The following is a 23,700-nucleotide window of genomic DNA, read 5'->3' as shown; positions in this document are numbered from 1 at the left end:
GAACTCAAGACGGCGCTGAAAGAGCGCAAGGTCCAGTTCGAAATGTTCTTCACTCTGCCTGATTTTAGCGATATTTCGCTGCGCGATTATCAGGAAACGATGCAGCGGCCCTTCTTCAGCCTGTCGAAGCGCAGGCGCGTCAAGCCCATCGAATATATCAGTCCCGACAAGTCGGTAACCGTCCATGTCTCCGCCAATCCCACCTATGGCATGGCGACAATCTGGGACGCCGACATCATGATCTATCTTGCGTCCCATCTGAATGAATTGCGCGAGCGGGGGCAGAATGAATTGTCGCCGGTCATTCGAATCCAGCCCGGCGATCTGCTGAAACGCATATGCTGGGGCACCAGCGGGCGTGCTTATGAGCGCCTGGTCAGCGCGCTCGATCGACTGCAGGCTACCACGATCAAGACCAACATCCGCGCCAGCGCCAAAAGCCGGGAAACGACATTCTCCTGGATCGACAGCTACACCCATCTGGTCGACGAGCGGACGGAACGGTCGCTTGGCATGGAGATCACCCTGTCGAAATGGTTTTTCGATGGCGTGATGGACAAGCGCAATATCCTGTCCATCTCCCCGCTCTATTTCGAAATTACGAGCGGCCTTGGCAAATGGCTCTATCGCGCGTCGCGCAAACATGCGGGCGGCAACGGTGCCGAGGGCTTCACCATCGGCTTTGAAACCCTCCATCAGAAAAGCGGTAGCGAGAGCAGCTATCCCGTGTTCAAGCGCAAACTGCTGGAACTGGCCAAGGGCAATGACCTGCCCGATATCAGTTTGGAGGTCATCGACGGCGAGAGCGCACGACCAAAGATGAAGATGGTCATGCGTCGCCACCTCGACGAACAGCCCGGCCGCAAACGTAAAGCGCCTGCGCGTGTGGTCAGCACGAAGGATGATATGGTCGATGCCGGCCTGGCGCTTGGACTCATCTCTCGCGTGTCGGAAGGCATGCGGGTTGCGGATCGGCCTGCGCGCGCCAGCGCACCGACAGGTGGCGCGCGAGCCCCCTCCCCTGCCCGCAGCTCCAGCGCCAGCAAGATGCTCGATCCAGACATTTACGCGGCCATTCGGGCCGATTTTCCGGGTTGGGACTATGACGAACTGATGCGGCGATTCGACGCCTTTCTTGGCGAAAATCCCGCCGAACTGCCGCGCAACTATTCCAAGCGTTTCTATGGCTTCGTAAAGGAGCATCATCGCCGGAATAAATATCGGCTTTGATGGAAGACGGGCGGCTAGCGCCCTCCCCTATCGGCCTTCGACGTGTTTTCGAAATTTCATGAAATCGATGGCCGATCTGTCGGCATTTGCCCGTATCGTTCAGCAGCCACGTCAAAGACCGCGCAATTGCGTGACTTAGGCAGATCGGCTTTCGAGCCTTTCGAGTCGTAAGCGCTTTATCACGATGATTCTGAAAACACGTCGCACAGCAAGATGACGATCGCTCCAAACTAGTGAAGCCATATAGGCCTTGGTCTATCCGCCCCGCCCGGTCCTTGGTGAAGACTGCACGATGCAGCAAACGTGCTTTTAGAATCACGCCTTCGCGCATCGGATGATGCCTCCCCCACCAGCCCCGTATGAAATTTGCCGACTGACTCAGAAGAACAAAAAGAGAAATTGCGAAAATTGGCCGTAGGAGGCCTCTGGGGCGCTACAGCTTCTTCGGTATAGTTTGATACCTGGCGTGGCCTTGTTGGCGCTCAGAAGGCTTCTGGCGAGGCCTCATTTTTCCCGTCACCGGACCAAAATTCATCTTCATGCCAATCTTGATGCAGGGTGGAGGAGGGCAGGGGGCTGTAAGATAGAGACACAGGTATCGCGTAGCTGCGATAGCTTGCCTGCCCAGATTGCTCGATCAGCAATCCAAGGTCGGAGGCAATCGTCAACAGCTTGATGGCGCCTGCCGATGTTAGGCCCAGCGCGGCGGCCACCTGCCGACTGGTCAGGCGCGGCCGTGCCATGGCGAGCAGCAGCACATCCTTCAATTTCCCCGGACGCCGCCGTCCGGCAACATGGCCCATCGCGCGCTTCGCATAGCCCCTTAACCGCATCTCCAGATCAAGCTGGACCTGCGCACCCGCCGCAATCGCCTTCAACCAAAGCAGCGACAATTCGCCCCCCTGCGCCAGTAGCCAAGGGGCGTGGCTGCGCTCAAGGCCCATCGCCGTCATCCCTCCGGCCGATCCATCCCATCGCCCCGGCCCCCAACGATCGCCGATCAATAGGCTCGCCACCAAGTCGCTCCGGCCCAGGGGGGCGTGGCGGCGCCAGAGGCGGGCCAGATCGGCACCGTGAAGTAGGGGCGGGGAGGGGGGCAGGGCGCGGGCGTCTCGTTGCCATCGTTCGATCGCCATCAGCTGGTCCCCGATGGTGCGCCCGCCAGTTGGCGGATGGCGGTCTTGTCCGAGCCAGCGCAACAGCGCAGGTCCATCGTGCACCAGTGCCTCCAGACTGATGGCAGTACAGATGCTATCGCGCGCGGCGCTTAGATCGAAAGGCGAGGTGGAAACCGCGCCCCTTGCGCCTACCTCGATATCCAGGTCGTCCAGCACCTGTCCGTCGATGCGGGCCAAGGCCTGCCGCTCGGCGATCAGGCATCGTGTTCGCCAGGGATGGCGCACCGGACTGAGCCGTCGCCGATCTTCGATCCGTTCGATTGCTGCCTGCGCCTGGGCATAGGCGATAAGCAGATTATGATCGAGAGACGCCATGGCTATGATCCGATACTAGGCCGCTAGGTTCGATTCATATCCGAATTGAAAAACGATATAAATAGTCTAATTACAATTGGATATGACGTATAAATAAACGATAATACAGATATAAAAAGTCATAAATAGGATCGCCGTGTCGATCCTTCGGCAGGCGGTCATCCGGTGCGTTGACGCTGGGATGGGTGCCGATCATCTGTGCATCCTGTTGCTGCCCCGCTGCGTTGATGGCGGACACGCTATTTAGAGGTGCCTTCATGACCATTGCCCTTTCCGACCGCGATCTGCTGCGCCAGCAATGCCTGATCGACGGCGCATGGACCGGTTCGCCCAGCATTGCGGTAACCGATCCGGCGACGGGCGAGACGATCGCGTCCGTTCCCGATCTGGGCGTTGCGGAAACACAGGCGGCGATCGCGGCGGCGGACGCGGCGCTCCCGGCCTGGCGGGCGAAGACGGCGGCCGAGCGGTCGCGCATCCTGCAGCGCTGGTTCGACCTGCTGATCACGCATCAGGATGATCTGGCGATGATCCTGACGCGCGAGCAGGGCAAGGCGCTGGCCGAGGCCAAGGGCGAGATCGGCTATGCCGCGAGTTTCATCGAATGGTTCGCCGAAGAGGCCAAGCGCCTCTATGGCGAAGTGATTCCCAGCCACCGCGCCGACAGCCGCATCGTCGTCGTCAAGCAACCGGTCGGCGTCGTCGCCGCGATCACGCCCTGGAATTTTCCGGCGGCCATGATCACGCGCAAGGCGGCACCCGCTCTGGCGGCGGGCTGTACGATGGTGCTGAAGCCCGCGACCCAGACACCGTTGACCGCGCTGGCGCTGGCGGCGCTGGCCGAAAGGGCAGGGGTGCCCGCCGGCGTGTTCAACGTCGTCACCGGATCGTCGCGGGTAATCGGCGGCAAACTGACGGCCAGCCCGCTGATCCGCAAATTGAGCTTCACCGGATCGACCGAGGTCGGCAAGACGCTGATGGCGCAATGCGCGCCGACGATGAAGAAGCTGTCGATGGAGCTGGGCGGCAACGCGCCCTTCATCGTCTTTGCCGATGCCGATCTGGATGCGGCGGTCGAAGGGGCGATGGCGTCCAAATATCGCAACAGCGGCCAGACCTGCGTATGCGTCAACCGCATCCTGGTGCAGCGCGAGGTCGCGCCTGCGTTCGAACAGAAGCTGGTGGCCGCCGTCAAAGAGCTGAAAGTGGGGCCGGGCACGCAGGAGGGCGTCGCCCAAGGGCCGCTGATCGACGACAAGGCGGTCCAGAAGGTGGAGGAGCATGTCGCCGACGCGCTGGCCAAGGGCGGGCGGATCGTCACCGGCGGGCATCGCCACGCATTGGGGCGCAGCTTCTACGAACCCACTGTCGTTGCAGACTGCACGCCTGACATGCTGCTGGCCCAGGACGAAACCTTTGGTCCACTCGCGGCGCTGTTCCTGTTCGATACGGAGGAGGAGGCGGTCGCGCTTGCCAATGATACCGAGGTCGGCCTGGCAGGCTATTTCTATACGCGCGACCTGGCCCGTGCCTGGCGGGTGGGGGAGGCGCTGGAGGTCGGCATGGTGGGCATCAACACCGGGCTGATCTCGACCGAGGTGGCGCCCTTCGGCGGCATCAAGCAATCCGGCATGGGCCGCGAAGGCTCGCGCCATGGCATCGAAGATTATGTCGAGATGAAATATATGTGCATGGCGGGCCTGTAAGGCGTGGACCAAGGAGAGGGTAGGGCAATGACAGGCATAGTGGCGATAACCGGCGCGGCGGGCGCATTGGGGCGCAAGACGGTCGAGATATTGGGGGCCGCCGGGTGGACGGTCGTGGGCATCGATCTGGGCGAGGTTGCCGCCGACGGCGTTGCGCTGGCGCTCGGCGGGGTCGACCTGACCGATGAAGCGGCGATGGCCGGGGCTGCCGCGCAGATTTCGGCCGAACTGGGCCAGCTCGACGGACTGGTGAATATCGCGGGCGGCTTTGCCTGGGAAACGGTGGCGGACGGCAGCGTCGCGACCTGGGATCGGCTCTATGCGATGAATGTCCGCACGGCGCTGATCGCCAGCCGCGCATTGCTGCCGCTGCTTACTGCGAGCGGAGGGGCGATCGTCAATATCGGCGCGGCGGCGGCCACGAAGGCGGCGGCAGGGATGGGGGCCTATGCCGCGTCCAAGTCCGGCGTCGCCCGGCTGACCGAAGCGCTGGCGGAAGAGGTGAAGGCGCAGGGGGTGCGGGTCAATGCGATCCTGCCCAGCATCCTCGACACCCCGGCCAATCGCGCCGACATGCCCGACGCGGACTTTGGAAACTGGGTAACGCCGACGCAGCTGGCGGGGGTGGCGGCTTTCCTCCTGTCGCCCGCTGCGGACGCGATTACGGGCGCGCTGATCCCGGTGACGGGCCGGGTTTGAGGTGCTTAATGTGAACCGGAGATGAAAAATATCCAAACCTATCGGATATTTCACCAATATGCGGTGAAAATCTTACACTAAATTCCGTGTTAGTGCGGCGAAAGCCCCTATTTTTCGGCGCTTTTTGGAATTGGCACGCTCCCTGCAATGCTGTCGGCATGATCCACAACGGATCGCCACACATTGTTCAGGGAAAGAGAAACATCATGAAGACCATCGCTTTTGTCGCCGCCATCGCCGCCGCCACTGTCGCCGTTTCGGCTGCTGCCACCCCCGCTTTCGCCCAGCCCACCGGCACCTATGGCCAGGCCAAGGTCCGCTACGACCAGAAGACCGAGCGCTATTGCTTCAAGGAAGTCGTGACCGGATCGCTGATCCCCGTCACCACCTGCCAGTCGAAGGAAGAATGGGCGCAGGCCGGCCTCACCATCAGCCACAAGTCGACGGTCCAACTCGCGCAGCGCTGAATGTCTCCGGCCCGGCGGCCGCCCGATCTGGCGGCCAGCCATCCTGACGGCGGGCGTTGTCCATCCTATGATGGGCATCCCCGCCGTCGCGCATTTGGGTAAAGGCCCGCGCGCGCCTTGCCACTATCGCTAGTTGCCCCGCGCCGTTGGAAGACGAGAATGGCGGGACAAAAGACAGGGGAGGGAAGGGCGATGAACGACATCGACGTGATCGTGCTGGGGTCGGGCGCGGCGGCGCTGACGGCGGCCGTGACGGCCCATGAATATGGTGCGCGGGTCGCTGTGTTCGAGAAATCGGACAAGATCGGCGGCACATCGGCTTGGTCCGGTGGGCAAATCTGGATACCCAATCATCCCCATATGGCCAAGGGCCGGACCGACAGCCGGGAAGAGGCGCTGACCTATTTGAGCGCCCTCTCGCATGGCATGATCGACCCGGCGATGGCCGAAACCTTCGTGGATACAGGCGCGGACATGATCCGCTTTCTGGAGGCCCGCACGCCGGTCCACTTCTACAGCATTCCCGATTTCCCCGATTATCATTCCGAATTTCCCGGCGCCAAGCGCACCGGCGGGCGGACGTTGGAATGTCCGCCTTTCCCCTATCAGGAGCTGGGCGACTGGTCCGACCGGATGGAGGCGTCGCCTTATTATCCCGACTACACCATGACCGTCGGTGAAACGACGCTGGGCCAGCCCGTGCCCCAACCCGCCAGTGCAGAGGTCAAGGCACAGCGGCGCGCGGTCGATGCGCGCGGCATGGGGGCGGCATTGGTCGGGCGGTTGATGAAGGCCTGCCTCGACCGGGGCCTTGAACCCCAAACCGGCAAGCGCGCGATGGAATTGATCATGGACGGCGCGGCCGTGGCGGGGGTGCGGTTCGAGGATGGCAGCACGGCGCATGCGCCCAATGTCGTGATCGCGACCGGCGGCTTTGAATGGAACAAGGATCTGGTGCGCGCCTTCACCCGTGGGCCGATGACACATCCGGTGTCGGTGCCGACCAATAGCGGCGATGGCCTGAAGATGGCGATGCGGGTCGGCGCGATGCTGGGCAATATGCGCGAGGCCTGGTGGATGCCGGTGATCGAAGTGCCGACTGACCTCAACAGCATGGGACGCCAGCTCTTCACCTATGAACGAACCATGCCCGGCGGGCTGATGGTCAATCGCAAAGGCAAGCGATTCACCAATGAAGCGTCCAATTACAATGCATTCGGCGCAGCTTTCCATGAGCAGGATGTCAGCGCCTTCACCTATGCCAATCTGCCCTGCTGGTTCATTTTCAACGCCGCCTTCTATGGCCATTATCCGTTCCTCGTCGGCGGGCTGACCGATAGTTTCGAGGCGGGGGCGACACCGCCACAATGGGTGCCGGGCGCGCCGACGCTGCGCGCGCTGGCGGAACGGGTCGGCATCGACCCCGACGGCCTCGAAAAGACGGTGGCCCGGTTCAATCAGCATGCCGAACAGGCCAATGATCCCGATTTCCAGCGGGGCGAGGCGAATAACGACCTGTGGTGGGGCGACCCGCGCTGGCGCGGGGACAAGCGCGCGACGTTGGGGCCGCTGGGAGATGGCCCCTATTATGCGATCGAGGTGAAATCGGGCGCGCTGGGGACCAAGGGCGGCCCGTTGACCGATACGCGCTCGCGCGTCCTCGACGTCGACGGGCAGGTTATCGAGGGGCTGTATTGCGCGGGGAACGCGATGGCCTCGCCCATGGGGATGACATATGGCGGCGCCGGTGGAACGCTCGGCCCGGCCATGGTGTTCGGCTATCTGGCGGGCAAGGATGCGGGCGAACGCAGCGGCGGGACGATGGGCTAAGGGCGCGTCGCCCGTCGTTCAGCATCGATCTATTCCGGGTCTGCCAGAATGGGAATCAATGCTGTGGGACAGGGGACGCATGCCGCTATTACGGGACGAAAAATTGAAGATCGGCCGCCGATCGGGTGCGCTGATGCTGGCGGCGTTGCTGCTCGCGACGGGCGCAACCGCTGCGCAGGCGGCGACCTATTATATCGACGCCAATCTGGGGCAGGACAGCAATGCCGGGTCCGCCACCGCACCCTGGCGGTCGCTGGGGCGGATCAAGGCCACGTCCTTGCAACCCGGCGATCATATCCTGCTGGCGGCAGGATCGGTGTGGAAGGAGCCGCTGGTCATCACCCGGTCGGGCCGCAAGGATGCGCCGATCACGGTCGGGCCGACCGGCATGGGCCAGCGCCCGCGCATCGATGCTGGCGGCGTCGCCGCGCATGGCGTCGCCATCCTGAACGCCGAATATGTGCGGATCAGCGGGCTGGAGGTCACCAATGACGGCCCGCCCGCCGGGTCGCGCTTTGGCGTGCTGGTGTCGGCGCAGGACAGCGGGGTGACGCGCGGCATCCGCATCAGCGACATGTATATTCATGACGTGCGCGGCACCAACGATCGCAAGGATAATGGCGGCATCGTCTTCAGCGCGCTCGGCCCCAAGCGACCGACCCGGTTCGAGGATATCCGCATCGAGCGCAACATCGTGTGGCGCGTCGACCGGTCTGGCATTGCCGGCATCAGCGACCAGGTGACGAAGGCGCGCTGGTTCCCCAGCGCCGGGGTAGTGATCCGCGACAATCTGGTCGAGGATGTCGGCGGCGACGGCATCGTCCCGCGCGGCACCGACGGCGCGCTGATCGAGCATAATATCGTGCGCTATGCGGGTAGCCGTGCGCCGGGCTATACCGCCGCGATCTGGCAATGGAGCACCGACCATAGCCTCATTCAGTTCAACGAGGCTGCCTTTACCCGCACCCGCTATGACGGGCAGGGGTTCGATTCCGATTTCAATTCGCGCCGCACGACGATCGCCTATAATTATAGCCATGATAATGCGGGCGGCTTCCTGCTCGTCTGTTCGCCAAAGCGTAGCGATCAGGACAATCTGGGCAATCGCGGCACGGTCGCCCGCTCCAATGTCAGCCGCAACGACGGCACGCGTGCCTTCCAATTGGCGGGCACGGTCGCCGATGTGCTGATCGAGGGCAATGTCGTCCATGTCGGCCCGAAGCAGGACATACAGATGGTGATCGCCACCCAATGGGATGGCTGGGCCAGCGACGTCCGCTTCCGCAACAATGTCTTCGCGGTGGCAGGCACCGTGCGCTACGGCCATGAGGTCGGTCGCAACGGGCCGGATTATTTGATCGAGCCGGGTTTTGGTCCCGCCACCCATATCCGTTTCCAGGGTAACCGCTTTCTCGGCCGCCATATCGACCCGCCGCAGGATGAGAAGGGCGTGATGCAGCCCGACTATGCGCCGCCGGAGGTCGACTGGGCGGTGCCTATGTTCGATCCGGCGAACCCCGATGGCTTTGCCGCCTTCATGGTCCGCCATCGCGGCTGGATGGAACGGATGCTGGCCCGTGAACTGGGCGCGCCGGTTGTCCCGCTGGAGCCGATGCAGACATCCTTCGTCGAGGCGCGGCGATAGCGGACAGGCTGGCGTCGCGGGCCGATCCCCCTATAGTCCTGCCCATGGACAAAGGGTGGATGAGGCAGCGATGATCCTGAGCGCAGACGCGCTGGCCTTGCTCGCGGCAAGTCACCCGGCGCCGGAGGATTTCGGCCCGCGCAGTGAGCGGCCCTGCCTCGCCTTCGCGCTGGCGGGGAGCGATGTCGGGCTGGCCGACTGGTTGCGGGGGCTGCCCTGCCCGGTCATTGGCATCGGTGCAGGGCCATTGGCCAGCGCCTGCGATATCGTGCTAGCGGACGAGGCGAAATTGGCGGCGATCATCGCCAATGTCGCGGCGCGGCCCTTTGCGGCGATGCTGCTGGTGCAGCAATTGCGCCTGAGCGAACAATTGCCGATGGCCGCCGCGTTGACGGCCGAGAGCCTGGCTTTCGCGACGATCCAGCGCGGTGGAGAATTTCTGGCGTGGCGGGCGGGCGCTGCGCCTGCACCGTCGCACGCCGACGAGGCTGAGCCACCGGTGATTGTGGAGATAGAGGGCTGTCGATTAACGCTGCGTCTCAACCGCCCGGTCAGCCGCAACGCAGTCAATGTGGCGATGCGCGATGCCCTGTATGAAGTTCTGCGCGTCGCTCTGCTCGATCCGGCGATCACGACCATCCACCTGTCGGGTGCGGGGCGCTGCTTTTCCGTAGGCGGCGACGTGGCGGAATTCGGTCTCAGCCATGACGTCGCCGAAGCCCATTGGGTCCGCACGCTGCGCCTGCCCGCCACCCTGCTCGCGCAACTCGCGCCGCGCGTGACGGCCCATGTCCATGGCGCGGTGGTGGGGGCAGGGGTGGAGATGGCCGCCTTTGCCGAGCGGGTCGAGGCGCGGGCGGATAGCTGGTTTCAACTGCCCGAACTCAAATATGGCTTGCTGCCGGGGGCAGGGGGGACGGTCAGCCTGCCGCGCCGGATCGGGCGGCAGAAGACGGCCTATATGGCGCTGTCGATGCGGCGCATCTCGGCATCGCTGGCGCTCGAATGGGGGTTGGTGGACGCTATCGTGCCATAGACAAGGCGGCCCGCGACCCATGTCGCGCGCACGGTCACGGCGGCCAGATCGACGCGGGCAGCGGCCCAATGGCGGTCGATCAGGCACAGGTCGGCGCGTTCCCCGACGGCGATCTTGCGCGGCATGGCAGGGGCGTGGGGCTGCCCCGTATAGAGCGCCAGCGCCTCTTCGGGCGTCAGCACCTCGTCGGGCCCAAGGTCATCGGGGCGCTGTACGGCGGCGGCCATCGACGCCCAAGGGTTCAACCCGCCAAAGGGTGCGTCGCTGCCCGCCGCCAGCCCCACGCCCGCCGCACGCAGGCCGCGCAGACGATAGAGCCAGGGGCGATCCTCCGGCCCAACATCGCGACGATAGGCATCGCCCCGCTCGGCGATGAAATGCGGTTGCGACACCGCGACCAACCCTAGCCGCGCCATCCAATCGGCATTGTCGGGCGTCACGATCGCGGCATGTTCGATCCGGTCGCCGACCATCGCGCCTGCTTCCTCGATCGCCGCGAGGGTGACGACCAGTTCGGCCTGGGTCACGCAATGCGACGCGACGGGGCAGTTTGCTGCGTGCGCCCGCGCGACCTCCGCGACGAGCTGGTCGAGCGGCGGCAGGTCATGGTCGTGATAATGGAGCTTCACCGCCCCCCGGCGGGCCAGGCCGACCGGCGGCGCATCGTCCAGCGTCGGACCACCCATCACCAGCAGATGTTGCAGCAGGCCTGCTTGCGCATAGCGCAGATAATCCGCCCGGTTGTTGCGCGGCGTGACCTCGGTCAGCCCCGTAACGCCCAGCGCGGCGAGCCGATCGCCCACCGGGCGCAGGTCCAGCGGCGTGACCGGCAAGCGACCGCGCAACCAGCCATCCCCATCGATCAGCCGACCATCGGCAGGCGCGCCGTCGCCCAGTTCACGCAGCGCCAGGCTGTTGAAGATCCACATCCGCCCACTGCGATGCTGGATGCGGACGGGGCGGGCGGGGCCGTTGCGGTCGAGCCACTGCCGGTCGATCTCCCCCGCCACGCTGGCATGATAGCCGATACCGCGCAGCCAGCTGTCGCCCGGCGCATCCTGCAGGGCCGTGATCAGGCCTGCCGTGTCCTGCACGTCCGGTGGCCCGCAGCGCACGGACATCAGGCTGGCTGCCGTGGCGTTCAGATGGATATGATGATCATGCAGTCCCGGCAGCAGCGCACCGCCACGCGCATCGAGCGTCGTCTCGTCGGGCAGTTGGGGCAGGGCAGGGGACATCGCCGCTATCACGCCATCGGCCAGGCGGACATCGCAGCGCTGACCGTCAATTTCCGCATCGCGGATCAGCATGACGCCAGCACCCGGTCATTGTCCGCACCCGGCACCGCCGCCGTGCCGACCGGCGCGCGCAACGGATACAGCGGCGCATCGTCGGCGTCGGCCTGCGCCTGCCAGTCGCGCAGCAGGGCAGGGGATGCAAGGCCCGCATGGCAGGCGAACGCCGTGGTGCCCGCCAACGACAGCGCGATCAGCCCGGCCTGCCCCTGTCGCCATGCCACCAGCGCGGCGAGTGCGGCATGCAGCCCGGTCAGCGGATCGGCGATGGCATCGCCCGCGAACAGCGCTTCGCCCCATCCTTCGGCCATGACCGCTGCCAGGCCACCCGCCACCGCCGCATCGTCGCCAAAGCCGATCCGGTCCGGGTCGTCATGCGCGGTAAGGCCGATCCAGATCGCGCCGCGCGCCACTTCGGCGTCGCGATCAATCCCCAATTGGCGCAGCGCACGGGGGCGCGAGGCTTCGATCACGATGTCCGCCTGTGCAACCAGCGCGGCCAGCGCGCGCCGGTCCGCTTCGTCACGGAAGTCGAGCGCGACGCTCGCTTTGCCCGCATTGAGCAGGTCGTAGAAACCGCCATGCCCCGATCGCGCCCCGTCGAGCCGGGTGCGACTCTCCACCTTGACCACCTGCGCGCCCGCCAGCGCCAGCAGCGATCCGCACAAAGGACCGGCCCAGAGCGAAGATAGGTCGACAACCAAGGGCGGGCGATCAGGCGCGGTGCGGGCGGATCGAAGGATCGGAAACAGCCGGGCAGGGGGGTGGGGCGGCACCACGGCAGCGATGGCCATGCTCATCTCGACCCCGCGCGCCAGCAGCGTCGCGCTGTCACACCCCGCCGCTGCCCGCTCTATCGCGGCCCAGTCCGACAGGTCGGCCGCATGGTCGGCGAGCAGGATGGGCAGCAGGTCGCGGTCCGCCTCCCGCGCCAGATTGAGCGCGATCTCGCCATCATTGACCCGCATCAATCGGCAGGACCGGTTGGCCGACATCCGTCCGCCGCGCGTCAGGCCCAGCAATCGCGCCCGTTCACCCAGCAGCAGTGCGCCGTTCAGCGGCCAGGATTTGTCCGGTGCAATAGCGCGCAGGGCCATCATCACGCCGTCGGCCGCGCCAGCCAGCGCCGCGGGGCAGACCAGCGCCGGGCCATCGGCGCGGCCCGTCACCGCCATCAGCCCCGCGCGACGCCAGGCCAGCGGCGCAGGATCGGCCCGGCCATCCAGCGCCATATCCTCCAGCCCTAATTGCGCCAGCAGCCTGCGCGCATAGGTGGTGGCGGCACCCGTCACGAAGGCGGCTCAGCCAACCGTCCGGCGAAACAGCGCCAGCGTTCGCGCCCAGGCCAGGTCCGCCGCCGCCTTGTCGAAACGCGGCGTGGTATCATTGTTGAACCCATGTTCCGCGCCATCATAGATATGGGCGGTGTAGCGCACCCCGGCCTGTTTCAACGCAGCCTCATAATCGGGCCAGGCCGCGTTGGTGCGGACATCGTTGCCGCCATAATGGATCAGGAGCTCCGCCTTGATCTTGGGCACATCGGCCAGCGTCGGGGGGCTGCCATAGAAGGGCACCGCCGCGCGCAGGTCGGGTATCCGCGTCGCCAGCATATTGGCGATCCAGCCGCCAAAGCAAAAGCCTACCGTAGCGATCTTGCCATTGCTGCCCGCCATGGTCCGCGCATAGGTGGCCGCCGCGACGAAATCCTCGCCGATCTTGTTGCGATCCAGCGTCGCAAAGGCGGTGCGCGCCTTATCCTCATCCCCCGGATAGCCGCCGATCGTCGTCAGCGCATCGGGCGCGACCGCCATATAGCCATCGACCGCGAGCCGCCGCGCAATATCCTCGATATGCGGATTGAGCCCGCGATTTTCATGCGCGACGATGATGACCGGCAGCTTTGCGTCCTTCTTTGCCGCGGGCCGCGCGACATAGGCGCGCACCGTGCCATGGCCATCGGGCGACGCGATGTCGACATGGCTGATCGCAATCCGCTTATCGTCGGGCTTAATCACCTGCCCGCGCGCGAAATCGGGGCTGAGCGCCGCGAGCGTCGCGGTGGCGGCCACCGTGCCGCCGACATGCAGCGCGCATTGACTAAGGAAGCCGCGCCGGTCGATTGCGCCATGCACATAAGCGTCGAACAGGTCCAGCACCGCGCGCGGAAAGGCGGCCGCTCCTATCCTGTCTCCATTGCCTGCGTCCTGCGTCATCGCACTATCCTTCCGTTCCAAGCCCCTGCCGCAGACTATCGCCGCCTTTCCGCCCCAAGCCAATAGGCTGTGCCCCATGATGCAACCTTATCGCCCCGCTGGCCCGGAGCATGATCGCCCGCTAAGGGGAGGGCCACGCCAACGGACACAGGATAACGCCTCGCTCATGAGCCTATTGCCCTCGCCCCGCACCATCGGCCCCTTTACGGTCAAGGCCATCGGCCTTGGCTGCATGAATCTGAGCCACGCCTATCTGCCTCGCCCCGACGCGCAACAGGCCGAGCGGCTGCTGCGCCATGCGCTCGATGTCGGGGTCGATTTCTTCGATACCGCCGCGCTCTATGGCTTTGGCGCGAATGAGGAATTGCTGGGCCGCACGCTGATGCACCGGCGCGATGCCTTTACGCTGGCGAGCAAATGCGTGCTGGGTGGCAAGGACGGGCAGCGTGGCATCGACGGATCGCCAGCAGCCATCACCGCGACGTTGGAAGAGTCGCTGCGGCGGCTGCAGGTCGAGCATATCGACCTCTATTATCTTCACCGGCTGGACCCCAATGTCCCGATCGAGGAGTCGGTCGGCGCGCTGGTTCGTGCCGTCGAAGCGGGCAAGATCGGCGCGATCGGCCTGTCGGAAATGTCCGCCGCGACGCTGCGCCGTGCGTATGCGGTCCATCCGATCGCCGCGATGCAGACCGAATATTCGCCCTGGACGCGCAATGCCGAAGTCGCGGTGCTGGATGCCTGCGGCGACCTCGGCGTCGCCTTCGTCGCCTTCTCGCCAGTTGCGCGCGGCGTGCTGGCGGGCGGGGTGGGCGCGGATGGCGTGGCGGAAGGCGACATTCGCGCCGCCATGCCGCGTTTCCAATCGCCGCATTTCGAGCGCAATATGGAACTGGCCGCCGCCTTTGGCGCAATCGCGGCGGATGCGGGCTGCACCATGGCGCAACTCAGCCTGACCTGGGTATTGTCGCGCCGTCCTTGGGTGATTGCGATCCCCGGCACGACCAGCGTCGCGCATCTCGACGAGGATATGGCGACGCTGACGCTCGACCTGTCGGCCGATACGCTGGCTGCGGTCGACGCGCTGTTCACCTTCGAAGCGGTGTCCGGCCCGCGCTATCCCCGCGCGGCACAGGCGCAGGTGGACACCGAAACCTGGGACGGCGAACCGATGGCCTGAGGCGTCAGGCGGCGAGCATGCGCCGCCCGGCGGCTTCCTCCCAATGGTCCGCGTCGCCGCCCAGCGCGGCGTTTAGCGTCGCGCGCTTGAGGAACAGGTGACAGGGATGCTCCATGGTCAGGCCAATGCCGCCATGGAGCTGGATCGCCTCCTCCGCGATCAGGCGATAGACGTTGGCGGCATGGGCCTTCATCGCGCCCATGCGGGTCGCGTCGGCATTGCTGTCGTCGGCCCGCGCCCAAAATAGCGCTTCCGCCGCCACCAGCGCGGTCTTCATGTCAGCAACGCGGTGCTTGAGCGCCTGGAACAGCGCCAGCGGCCGGTCAAACTGTCGCCGCGTTTCGAGATAGTCGATCGTCATGCGCAATGCGGCATCCGCTCCGCCCAGGCTGTCGGCTGCGAGGGCCAGGCTGCGCAGTGCCGACAGGCGATTGCCCAGCGTCACCGCCGCTTGCCCTTGCGCCAGCACTATGCCTTTTTTCTCACCGACATCGACATCGAACAGCCGCCGCGTCTTGTCCCACGTCGCCCGCGCCGTCAGGCCAAGGCCCTGCGTCTGTAGCAACGCCACTCGCTCCGGCTCGATCAACAGCAGATGGCTGGCCCGGTCGGCATCGGGCACGGCGGTCAGGCCTTCGCTCAGCGACGTGGTCATCACCTCGCCCGCCATCGCCCGGCCCAGCAATTCATCCTGCCCGCCCGCCGCGCTGAGTGCTTCGATGACCAACATCTGCGCAATCGTCGGCCCCGCCACCAATGTCCGCCCCAGCGCCTGATGGATCACGCCAACCGCCTCGCGGCCAAGGCCCAGCCCGCCCTGATCCTCCGGCACGGCCATCATCAGCCATCCCATATCGGTAATCAGGCTCCAGCTCTGCGCCGCATCGGGGGTCAGGTCGCCATCAAACGCCTTGGCGGCGGCGTCCTGCAATTCGCTTCGCGTCATGCTCATGCTGCGCTCTCCTTCACCGTCCAGCTTTTGGGTTCGCGCGGCATCCCCAGCAGGCGTTCGGCGATGATGTTGCGCTGCACTTCGTCGCTGCCGCCTGCGATCGTCCAGGCATAGCTGTTCATGAAATCGGCCATCCAATTGCCCGTTTCCATGCCGCCGCCAAAGGTGATCGACGCATGATATTGCGCGTCCAGCCCCCCGATCCGCAGCCCAAGCGCCGTAAAGTCGCGCAGCGTGCGCGCATAGGCCAGCTTGACGATGGAGGCGTCGCCCACCTTTTCCTCACCCGCTATGCGATTGGCGAGAAACTGGTCGGCGACGGCGCAGGTCGCATCGACCTTGCTGGCCAGCCGCCCGACATCGCGCAGCACGCCCGCATCCTCGCTGCGCCCATGCGCGCGAATAAGGTCGCCGATCCGCCACATCGCCCCGCGCATCCGCGCGCTCAGCTCCAGCAGCGTCAGTCCGCGCTCGGACGACAAAGTCGATTGCGCCACGGCCCAGCCCTGGCCTTCCTCGCCCAGTCGATTGGCCACCGGAATCTCGACATTGTCGAGGAAGATTTCGGCAAATTCCTCGTCGCCATGAATTTGGTGGATCGGCCGCGCAGTGACCCCCGGTGCCTTCAAATCCAGCAGCAAATAGGTCAGCCCCGCTTGCTTGACCCCTTCATTGCTGGTCCGCACCAACAGCAGGCATTGGTCGGCAAACTGCCCCATGGTCGACCAGAGTTTTTGCCCGTTGACGACATAGACTTCGCCCTTGCGCTCCGCCCGCGTGCGCAATGCGGCAAGGTCCGACCCCGCGCCCGGCTCCGAAAAGCCCTGACACCAGATTTCGCCCTCAAGGATGCGGGGAATGTAGCGCTGCTGCTGTTCCGCGCTGCCCCATTCGAACAAGGTCGATGCGGCATGATAGGTGGACATGAAGGATAGCAGCAGGCGCGGCGTATCGGCGCGGGCAAATTCCTCGTAAATCACCTTCTGCTCGGCCAGCGATCGCCCGCCGCCCGGCCAACCTTCGGGCCAATGCGGCACCGCATAGCCACCCTTCACCAGCGTCGCGAACCAACGGCGTTGCATGGCGAGAAAGGCGGCTTCGCTCGTGCTGTGCGCGCGCCAGTCCTTTGGCGCATGAACGGCGAGCCATTCGCGCACCTCCTGTCGCAAGCCGTCCAATGCGTCGCTCAAGTCCCGTGCCTCCACAAAATACGCATCTGCTAGGTCGCAAATATGGCCCCCCACGCAAGGGGCGTACCCGCAATATCCCCAAGGCGATGGCCTAGATCGCGACCTCGATCATCCCGTCCACCACGCGCACGGCATAGGTGGCGATGGGGTCGCTGGCAGGGCCAGTTAGTGCTTCGCCTGTTTCCAGGTCGAACCGCGCACCATGCGCCGGGCAGGCGATCCACCCCAGCCGCATCCGCCCGCAGGCCAGCGGCTCCTGCGCATGGGAGCACATATTGTCGAGCGCATGGATGCGCCCCTCGAAATGGCACAGCATGATCGAGCGGCCCGCCGCTTCCACCGCATGGACGCTGCCATCGGGGATATCGGCCAGCGGCAGCAGGGGAATGTAAGAGGCGGCGTCCGTGTCCATGCCTGTGCATGGTACCGCTCCGCCGCTCTTGTCCAAGCCTGCCTTTGCCATATCACCGGGGCGTTCTCTTGAGCGGTCGTCTATTCTCGCCCTGCGGCATCCCGTAATCACTGGCCCATGGACTTTGCATGGACAGATCAGGAAACGGCCTTCCGCGCCCGGCTGCGCGCGCTGCTGGCCGATACGCTGCCGGACGATTGGGAGCGTTTCTCGCAGCATGGCCCGGCCTCGCCTGCGTTAACCCGCTATGCCGAAAGTTTTTGCGGCACGCTGGCGGAGCAGGGCTTGCTGATCCCGCATTGGCCGGTCGCATTGGGCGGGCAGGGGCTGGACCCCTGGCACCAGACCATCCTTGCCGAAGAACTGTGGATCGCGGGCGAACCGCGCGGCGGCCAATATATGAACGTCAATTGGATCGGCCCGACGCTGATCCGCTACGGCTCGCACGATCAGCAGGCGCGTTATCTGCCGCCTATCGCGGAAGGCAAGGCGCTGTGGTGCCAGGGCTTTTCCGAGCCCGGCTCCGGTTCTGATCTTGCCTCGCTGCGCACGCGCGCGGAACGGGATGGCGACTTTTATCACGTCACCGGCCAGAAGATCTGGACCAGCTATGCGGGGTTGGCCGACACCTGCTTCCTCGTCTGCCGCACCAGCGACGATCGCAAGCGTGGCATCTCCATCCTGCTGGTGCCCATGGACACGCCCGGCATAACCGTGCGCCAAATCCCTTCGCTGATCGGTGAAGGCGATATTCATGAAGTGTTTTTCGATGACGTGACCGTGCCGGTCACCGCTCGCCTGGGCGATGAGGGCCAGGCGTGGGAGATTATCGGCTATTCGCTGACCAACGAACGGCTGGGCATACCCCGTTATGCGCTGGCCCGCGCCGCGCTCGACCGTGCCGTGGCGGTGCTAAAGGAGCAAGGGGGGTTCGACAGCGAAGCGGTCAGGATCGAAGCTGCCCATGCCGCTGCGCTCACTGAAGCCGCTCGCATGGCGAGCTATGCTATCGTGGACCGCCGGGCCAAGGGTGAGGCGATCGGCGCGGAATCGAGTTCGGCCCGCTTTGCTACCGTCATGGCCGAACGGCGGGTGTGCGAATTTATCGTCGAATATCTGCCCGAAGCGCTCGCCGACGCGCACCCCTATCTCAAAATGCACCACCAGCGCGGCATCGTTGCGGGCATCGCGGCGGGGGCTGCGGAAATCCAGCTCAACATCATCGCCACCGACGTCCTCAAACTGCCACGGGAGCCGCGCTGATGGACCTGTCCCTCACCGACGATCAGGTCGCGATCCTCGACGCGATCGACACGCTGACCCGGCCCTATGCGGGCGCATCGCTGCATGAAGCAGGCTTTGCCCTGCCCGATGCGCAGCTCGACCGCGAACTGGCGGAAGGCGGCTTCCTCGACATCGGCTTCGATCCCGATCTGGGCGCAGTGTCAGCCGCGCTGGTGGTCGAACGCCTCGCCCGCCTGCCGCAAACGGTCGAAGCGGCCGCCAGCGCGCTGATCCGCCCGCTGCTGGGCGATGATCTGCCGCGTCCGCTCTGCCTGATCGAAGAAGGCCGCACGACCCGCCCCATTCGCTTCCTGCGCGAAGGGGCGACCGTGCTGATCGTCGGTCTATCGGGCGTTTCGACCTTCACCGCCACGGCAGAGCAGGTCCGCCCTGAACCCGAAGCGCTTTACGGCTACCCGATGGCCACGCTAATCGCCACGCCCGCCGACCGCATTAGCCATGCCGTTTCCATCGAGGACGTGCTGACCCGCTGGCGCGTCGCGCTCGCCGCCGAAGCCGCCGGCTTGCTCGCCGCCGCGCTCGACAGCACCGTTGCCCATGTGACCGACCGCCAGCAATTCGGCCGCCCCCTCGCTACCTTCCAGGCATTGCGCCACCGGCTGGCGGAAGCGCAGGTGCGCGCTAACGGCGTGCGCTGGCTGGCGCTCAAGGCCGCCGCCACGCTCGACCCCGGCGACGCTGCGCTCGCCGCGCTTCACGCCCAGGAATCGGCCCGCGCGACCGTTTACGACTTCCACCAATTTTTCGGCGCGATGGGCGTGACGCTCGAACATCCGCTGCACCTATGGACCTATCGCCTCAAGGCGCTGATCAGCGACCTTGGCGGACGCGGTGGGCAGGGACTGGCGGCGGCGGAAGCGCTTTGGCCCTAGAAATTCAGCGTTCCCCGGCCTCCGCCGGGGAACAAGCGGCCCTAAAACCCCAGATCCAATATCGGCCCGTCGAAATTCCCCGCCAGTTTCTGCGTCGCCGCGCTCAGCTTTTCCGGCTCCACGCCCTTCAGATAGCCATCGATGATCCGCTGATAGTTGGAAATCAGCCCCTCAATCTCCTTCGACAATCGCATGAAATCAAAGCCTTGGGCGTGCAGCCCCTTCTGCTGGATCGGGATATTGCTATAGTCCTGACGCGGGATCATCGGGAACTGGTCGCTGTCATAGGGCAATGTTACCGCCTCCATCACTGGCGGCGGTTCCTGGCCTTCGGGGAAGTGGGTCAGCGACCATAGCTCGAACAGACAGCTTTCCGGTCCCAGCGGGCGGATGCGATAGGCGGCCATGCTCGACAGGAATGGCAGCAGGAAATAATTGGGGAAGATGAACTCCACCGCTTTCACCGGCGTATTGACCGCGATGTGATTGAGGTCGGGCGCCGGTTCGCCGCGCGCCAGCCCCGCCTGCGTCACGCAATGGTTGAGCGTGCCGAACCACTGCATGATCGCCTGGCCCGGATCGTGGGGCAATTCGACGTCGATCAGCGTGCGCGCCACCGCCACATCCTTGGCGTGGCACATGCCCGCCATGCCATCGCTCAACAATTGCAGATGATCGACCTGATCGACGATATTGTCGCGCATCGACCGGTTGGGATTGATCGGCACACCAATCCCGCCCGTGTCCATGCCATACATCATATTATAGAGGATCGGCACCTTCTGCTGAAGCTGCGGGTGCGTGCGCATGACATGATAGCCCTCCATGAAGGCTTCCATCGCGGTCTTCCAGTTGGCGGGCAGCACCGTGGCGAATTGCCATTCGGCGCGCATCTTGTCGGCATTATAGGCGTCCAGACCCGCCGCCAGCGGCCCCAATTGCTGCCGGAATCCCGGCGCATCATCATCGAAATTGATGAACACGCAGCCCATTTCGATTTCGCTGCGGCACGGGCGCAGCGCCAGATCGGCTTCGTCCAACTGCCCCTCGCTGAACAAATGGCGGCCATAGACGAAGGTGTTCTTCCCCTCGATATTCCAGCGCCAGCCATGGAAGGGACAGATGAACCCCTTGCCCTTGCAATTGCCATGGCTCCCCTCGGTCAGCGGCACGCCGCGATGGCGGCAGGCATTGTGGAAGGCGCGAATGCCATCCTTGGTCCGCACGATGATGACCGATTGACCAAGATTGCTATATTCGATCCAGTCGCCGACTTCGGGCACCTGCTCCACGCGGCACGCCATCTGCCAGACATGTGGCCAAAGCTCTTCGCACTCGCGCTGGTAGAATGCCTTGTCATAATAGCGTGGCGTCGGGATGCGTTCGGGGTCGGTAATCTCGAACGGAACCGATGTCGTCGCTGCCAAATCCTCTGCCATGTCACCCTGTCCGCTATTAGCTTTAAGGGCGAAGGGTAAAGGCTGGGGAGGGGCGTTCAAGACGGATCGGGCGGGCACCCCGCATCATCGCCGTGGCGGTGCAAATCCAAAAAAATCCTCCCCGGCGGGGGAGGGGGACCGCGCGCGAAGCGCGTGGTGGAGGGGTGTCGCGTTATCGATAGCGTGACACCCCTCCGTCAGGGCTACGCCCTGCCACCTCCCCTGCCAGGGGAGGAATGGCGTAATTCCCCCCGCACTTCATCCCCATGCGCGCCCAGCCCCGGCGCACCGCCGGCTACTTTCCCCGGCGTCGCGGAAAACCAGGTCGGAACGCCGGGAAAGCGCACCGTGCCATGCTCGGTCTCCACTGTTTCGAAAAAGCCGATGGCGTTCAGATGGTCATTCTCGAACAGCTCATCCGTCGTCCGCAAAGGCGCGGCGGGGATATGCAGCGACGCCAGCAAATCCAGCCATTCCTGCGTCGTGCGCTGCGCGAATGTCCCACCCAGCAAGCCATAGACCCGGTCGATCTGCTTCGCCCGCTTGGGCAGGCTGTCGAACTCTTCGCTCGCCCATTCCGGCTGCACCGCGCCGATAAAGGCGTTCCAATGCTTGTCATTATAGACCAGCGCCGCGATATGCCCGTCCTTGGTCGCATAGGGTTTGCGGTTGCGCGCGACCACGCGGTGATAATGGGCCGGGCCGATCGGCGGATCGAACATCGCGCCACTGGCATGTTCGGTCAGCATGAAGGCGGCCATCGTCTCGAACATGCCGACTTCCACCTCCTGCCCTTCGCCGGTGCGCTCGCGGTGGAACAGCGCCATCATGGTCGCGTACAGGCCGGTCAGCCCCGCCACCTTGTCGGCAATGATCGTCGCCATGAAGTCGGGCTTGCCGGTCATCAGCGCCTGTAGATGCGGGATGCCGCATTCGGCCTGGATCGTATCGTCATAGGCCGGCTTGTCCGCCTCCGGCCCGCGCCGACTATAGCCATAGCAATTGGTGTAGACGATGTCGGGCTTGATCGCCCTGACCGCCGCATAGTCGAACCCCAACCGCGCGATCGCCTTGCCCCGCATCGAATGGATGAAGATATCCGCCGTCGCGATCAGCGCGCGCAGCACATCCTTGTCCGGCTCGCTGGTCAGGTCCAGCACGATGCTGCGCTTGCCGCGATTGACGTTGGTGAACACACCGCCCAGGTCCGGCGCATTGCCACCATTGATATAGCGGGTCTGGTCGCCACCGCCCGGCGGCTCCACCTTGATGACGTCTGCGCCCATATCGGCCATGATCTGCGTCGCATAGGGGCCAAAGACCATCCCGGTCAGATCGACCACCCGCACGCCTGTCAGCGGCCCACCATGGCCCTTTGGCTCGCCCATGTCTCTCTCCTGTTCCATGCCGTCGGGCTAGGACAGGCGGCGCGGCGACGCCATGGCCAACCACTTCGCCCCACCGATATGTCGGATGTTGAACAGCCGTTCGATTGTGCGCCTTATCCCCCACTGATAACCAAAAGGCCGACAATCAGGACCGCCCCTTGCGGCAATCGGGACCAGAAACGTGGATTTTGCCTTTACCGACGACCAGCAGAATATTCGCGACGCCGTGCTGGCCCAATGCAGCCAGTTCAGCGACGATTATTGGCTCGCACGTGATCGAGATGGCCAATATCCGATCGAATTTCACACCGCGATGGCGCAGGCGGGGTGGCTGGGCGTCGCCATGCCGGATTCAGTGGGCGGCGCGGGCCTTGGCATCACCGAAGCGGCCATCATGATGCAGGCGGTGGCCGAAGCGGGCGGCGGCATGACGGCAGCCTCCACCATCCATGGCCCGGTGTTCAGCCTCGAACCCATCGACCTGTTCGGCACCGAGGAACAGAAGCAGCGCATGATCCCGCCGATCCTGTCGGGCGCGGAAAAAATGTGCTTTGCCGTCACTGAGCCCAATACCGGGTTGGACACGACCAAGCTCAAGACCCGCGCTGTGCGCGAGGCGGGCGGCTATCGCGTCAATGGCGAGAAGATCTGGATCACCAACGCCCATGTCGCCGACCGGATGATGCTGCTCGCGCGGACGACGCCGATCGACGAGGTGGAGAACAAGACCCACGGCCTGTCGCTCTTCTATACCAAACTCGACCGCGATAGAATCGAGCATCAGCTGATCCCGAAGATGGGCCGTCATGCGGTCGGCTCCAACATGCTGTTCATCAACGACCTCTTCATCCCCGAAGAGGACCGGATCGGCGAAGAGGGGCAGGGCTTCCGCATCATCCTCAAAGGGCTGAACCCCGAACGCATATTGCTCGCGGCCGAAGCGGTGGGCATTGGCCGCAACGCTATCCAGCGCGCCGCCCGCTATGCCCGCGAACGCATCGTGTTCGACCGGCCGATCGGCATGAATCAGGGAATTCAGCACCCGCTCGCCAAATGCTGGGCGCAATTGGAAGCGGCCAATCTGATGGTGATGCAGGCCGCTACCAAATTCGACAAGGGCGAGGAATGTGGCGTCGAAGCCAATGCGGGCAAATATCTCGCCGCCGAATTTGCGTTCGAGGCGTGCCATACCGCCATGCTGACGCTGGGTGGCATGGGCTATGCGCAGGAATATCATGTCGAACGGCTGCTGCGCGAAGTGCTGATTCCGCGCACCGCGCCGGTCAGCCCGCATATGATCCTTAACTTTCTCGCCGAAAAAGTGTTGGACTTGCCCAAATCCTACTGA

General features: G+C 64.6%; 21 protein-coding genes. 11 read left to right on the top strand and 10 right to left on the bottom strand.

Annotation, left to right across the window (positions count from 1 at the left end; translation table 11 throughout):
• Window positions 1–42 precede the first annotated feature (42 nt).
• Window positions 43–1,230, top strand: a complete 1,188-nt coding sequence (locus ACZ2HM_RS19245) for a replication initiator protein A (RefSeq protein WP_470427322.1) — start codon at window positions 43–45, stop codon at window positions 1,228–1,230.
• Between the two features lie 482 nt (window positions 1,231–1,712).
• On the opposite strand, the gene ACZ2HM_RS19240 is transcribed toward ACZ2HM_RS19245, so the two are convergent.
• Both ACZ2HM_RS19240 and ACZ2HM_RS19235 read right to left on the bottom strand, forming a co-directional pair.
• Entirely contained in the window at window positions 1,713–2,723 is a 1,011-nt protein-coding gene (locus tag ACZ2HM_RS19240) for a hypothetical protein (protein ID WP_470427234.1), read from the bottom strand.
• A 70-nt stretch (window positions 2,724–2,793) separates the two neighbouring features.
• A complete protein-coding gene (locus ACZ2HM_RS19235) occupies window positions 2,794–2,982 on the bottom strand; it encodes a hypothetical protein (protein WP_470427233.1) in 189 nt (62 codons plus the stop codon).
• Here ACZ2HM_RS19235 and ACZ2HM_RS19230 point away from each other — a divergent pair.
• From ACZ2HM_RS19230 to ACZ2HM_RS19205, 6 genes are all read left to right on the top strand, one after another.
• Window positions 2,981–4,429, top strand: a complete 1,449-nt coding sequence (locus ACZ2HM_RS19230; protein ID WP_470427232.1) for an NAD-dependent succinate-semialdehyde dehydrogenase — start codon at window positions 2,981–2,983, stop codon at window positions 4,427–4,429. The two genes, ACZ2HM_RS19235 and ACZ2HM_RS19230, sit on opposite strands and share 2 nt — an antisense overlap.
• 27 nt (window positions 4,430–4,456) lie before the next feature.
• A complete protein-coding gene (locus ACZ2HM_RS19225; RefSeq protein WP_470427231.1) occupies window positions 4,457–5,128 on the top strand; it encodes an SDR family NAD(P)-dependent oxidoreductase in 672 nt (223 codons plus the stop codon).
• Window positions 5,129–5,334: 206 nt separating this feature from the next.
• A complete protein-coding gene (locus tag ACZ2HM_RS19220; RefSeq protein WP_313921692.1) occupies window positions 5,335–5,595 on the top strand; it encodes a hypothetical protein in 261 nt (86 codons plus the stop codon).
• Between the two features lie 192 nt (window positions 5,596–5,787).
• Window positions 5,788–7,425 (top strand): FAD-dependent oxidoreductase, encoded by a 1,638-nt coding sequence (locus ACZ2HM_RS19215; protein WP_470427230.1) that lies wholly within the window; start codon window positions 5,788–5,790, stop codon window positions 7,423–7,425.
• Window positions 7,426–7,504: 79 nt separating this feature from the next.
• Window positions 7,505–9,070 carry a right-handed parallel beta-helix repeat-containing protein gene (locus ACZ2HM_RS19210; protein WP_470427229.1) on the top strand — a complete coding sequence of 522 codons (1,566 nt, stop codon included), beginning with the start codon at window positions 7,505–7,507 and terminating at the stop codon, window positions 9,068–9,070.
• A gap of 70 nt (window positions 9,071–9,140) precedes the next feature.
• Window positions 9,141–10,106: an enoyl-CoA hydratase/isomerase family protein gene (locus tag ACZ2HM_RS19205; protein ID WP_470427228.1), complete on the top strand. Its 966-nt coding sequence runs from the start codon at window positions 9,141–9,143 to the stop codon at window positions 10,104–10,106.
• Here ACZ2HM_RS19205 and ACZ2HM_RS19200 read toward each other — a convergent pair.
• From ACZ2HM_RS19200 to ACZ2HM_RS19190, 3 genes are read right to left on the bottom strand one after another with little or no spacing between them, the layout of a single operon-like run.
• Window positions 10,028–11,416: an amidohydrolase family protein gene (locus ACZ2HM_RS19200; RefSeq protein ID WP_470427227.1), complete on the bottom strand. Its 1,389-nt coding sequence runs from the start codon at window positions 11,414–11,416 to the stop codon at window positions 10,028–10,030. The two genes, ACZ2HM_RS19205 and ACZ2HM_RS19200, sit on opposite strands and share 79 nt — an antisense overlap.
• On the bottom strand, window positions 11,410–12,693 hold the full coding sequence (locus ACZ2HM_RS19195) for a CoA transferase (protein WP_470427226.1): 1,284 nt from the start codon (window positions 12,691–12,693) through the stop codon (window positions 11,410–11,412). Before ACZ2HM_RS19195 ends, ACZ2HM_RS19200 begins: the two co-directional genes overlap by 7 nt.
• A 9-nt stretch (window positions 12,694–12,702) precedes the next feature.
• Window positions 12,703–13,614: a dienelactone hydrolase family protein gene (locus ACZ2HM_RS19190; RefSeq protein ID WP_470427225.1), complete on the bottom strand. Its 912-nt coding sequence runs from the start codon at window positions 13,612–13,614 to the stop codon at window positions 12,703–12,705.
• A gap of 166 nt (window positions 13,615–13,780) precedes the next feature.
• Here ACZ2HM_RS19190 and ACZ2HM_RS19185 point away from each other — a divergent pair, with 166 nt between their 5' ends.
• Complete coding sequence (locus ACZ2HM_RS19185) at window positions 13,781–14,794, top strand: aldo/keto reductase (RefSeq protein WP_470427224.1); 1,014 nt, start codon at window positions 13,781–13,783, stop codon at window positions 14,792–14,794.
• 4 nt (window positions 14,795–14,798) lie between these two features.
• On the opposite strand, the gene ACZ2HM_RS19180 is transcribed toward ACZ2HM_RS19185, so the two are convergent.
• From ACZ2HM_RS19180 to ACZ2HM_RS19170, 3 genes are all read right to left on the bottom strand, one after another.
• On the bottom strand, window positions 14,799–15,746 hold the full coding sequence (locus ACZ2HM_RS19180) for an acyl-CoA dehydrogenase family protein (protein WP_470427223.1): 948 nt from the start codon (window positions 15,744–15,746) through the stop codon (window positions 14,799–14,801).
• Entirely contained in the window at window positions 15,743–16,936 is a 1,194-nt protein-coding gene (locus ACZ2HM_RS19175; protein ID WP_470427222.1) for an acyl-CoA dehydrogenase family protein, read from the bottom strand. Before ACZ2HM_RS19175 ends, ACZ2HM_RS19180 begins: the two co-directional genes overlap by 4 nt.
• Window positions 16,937–17,027: 91 nt before the next feature.
• The gene (locus tag ACZ2HM_RS19170; protein ID WP_470427221.1) at window positions 17,028–17,348 is read right to left on the bottom strand and encodes a Rieske (2Fe-2S) protein; all 321 of its coding nucleotides are present in this window, start codon (window positions 17,346–17,348) and stop codon (window positions 17,028–17,030) included.
• Window positions 17,349–17,465: 117 nt separating this feature from the next.
• Here ACZ2HM_RS19170 and ACZ2HM_RS19165 point away from each other — a divergent pair, with 117 nt between their 5' ends.
• Window positions 17,466–18,611 (top strand): acyl-CoA dehydrogenase family protein, encoded by a 1,146-nt coding sequence (locus tag ACZ2HM_RS19165; RefSeq protein WP_470427220.1) that lies wholly within the window; start codon window positions 17,466–17,468, stop codon window positions 18,609–18,611.
• Window positions 18,611–19,525: an acyl-CoA dehydrogenase family protein gene (locus tag ACZ2HM_RS19160; RefSeq protein WP_470427219.1), complete on the top strand. Its 915-nt coding sequence runs from the start codon at window positions 18,611–18,613 to the stop codon at window positions 19,523–19,525. Before ACZ2HM_RS19165 ends, ACZ2HM_RS19160 begins: the two co-directional genes overlap by 1 nt.
• 41 nt (window positions 19,526–19,566) lie before the next feature.
• Here ACZ2HM_RS19160 and ACZ2HM_RS19155 read toward each other — a convergent pair whose 3' ends face one another.
• Together ACZ2HM_RS19155 and ACZ2HM_RS19150 are read right to left on the bottom strand one after the other, a co-directional pair.
• Window positions 19,567–20,964: an aromatic ring-hydroxylating oxygenase subunit alpha gene (locus ACZ2HM_RS19155; RefSeq protein ID WP_470427218.1), complete on the bottom strand. Its 1,398-nt coding sequence runs from the start codon at window positions 20,962–20,964 to the stop codon at window positions 19,567–19,569.
• Between the two features lie 203 nt (window positions 20,965–21,167).
• A complete protein-coding gene (locus ACZ2HM_RS19150) occupies window positions 21,168–22,352 on the bottom strand; it encodes a CaiB/BaiF CoA transferase family protein (RefSeq protein WP_470427217.1) in 1,185 nt (394 codons plus the stop codon).
• Window positions 22,353–22,533: 181 nt separating this feature from the next.
• On the opposite strand from ACZ2HM_RS19150, the gene ACZ2HM_RS19145 reads away from it, so the two are divergent.
• Complete coding sequence (locus ACZ2HM_RS19145) at window positions 22,534–23,700, top strand: acyl-CoA dehydrogenase family protein (protein WP_470427216.1); 1,167 nt, start codon at window positions 22,534–22,536, stop codon at window positions 23,698–23,700.

It is taken from the genome of Sphingobium sp. KKT206, assembly GCF_055640555.1.
This window is presented reverse-complemented; position numbering and strand designations above follow the sequence as displayed.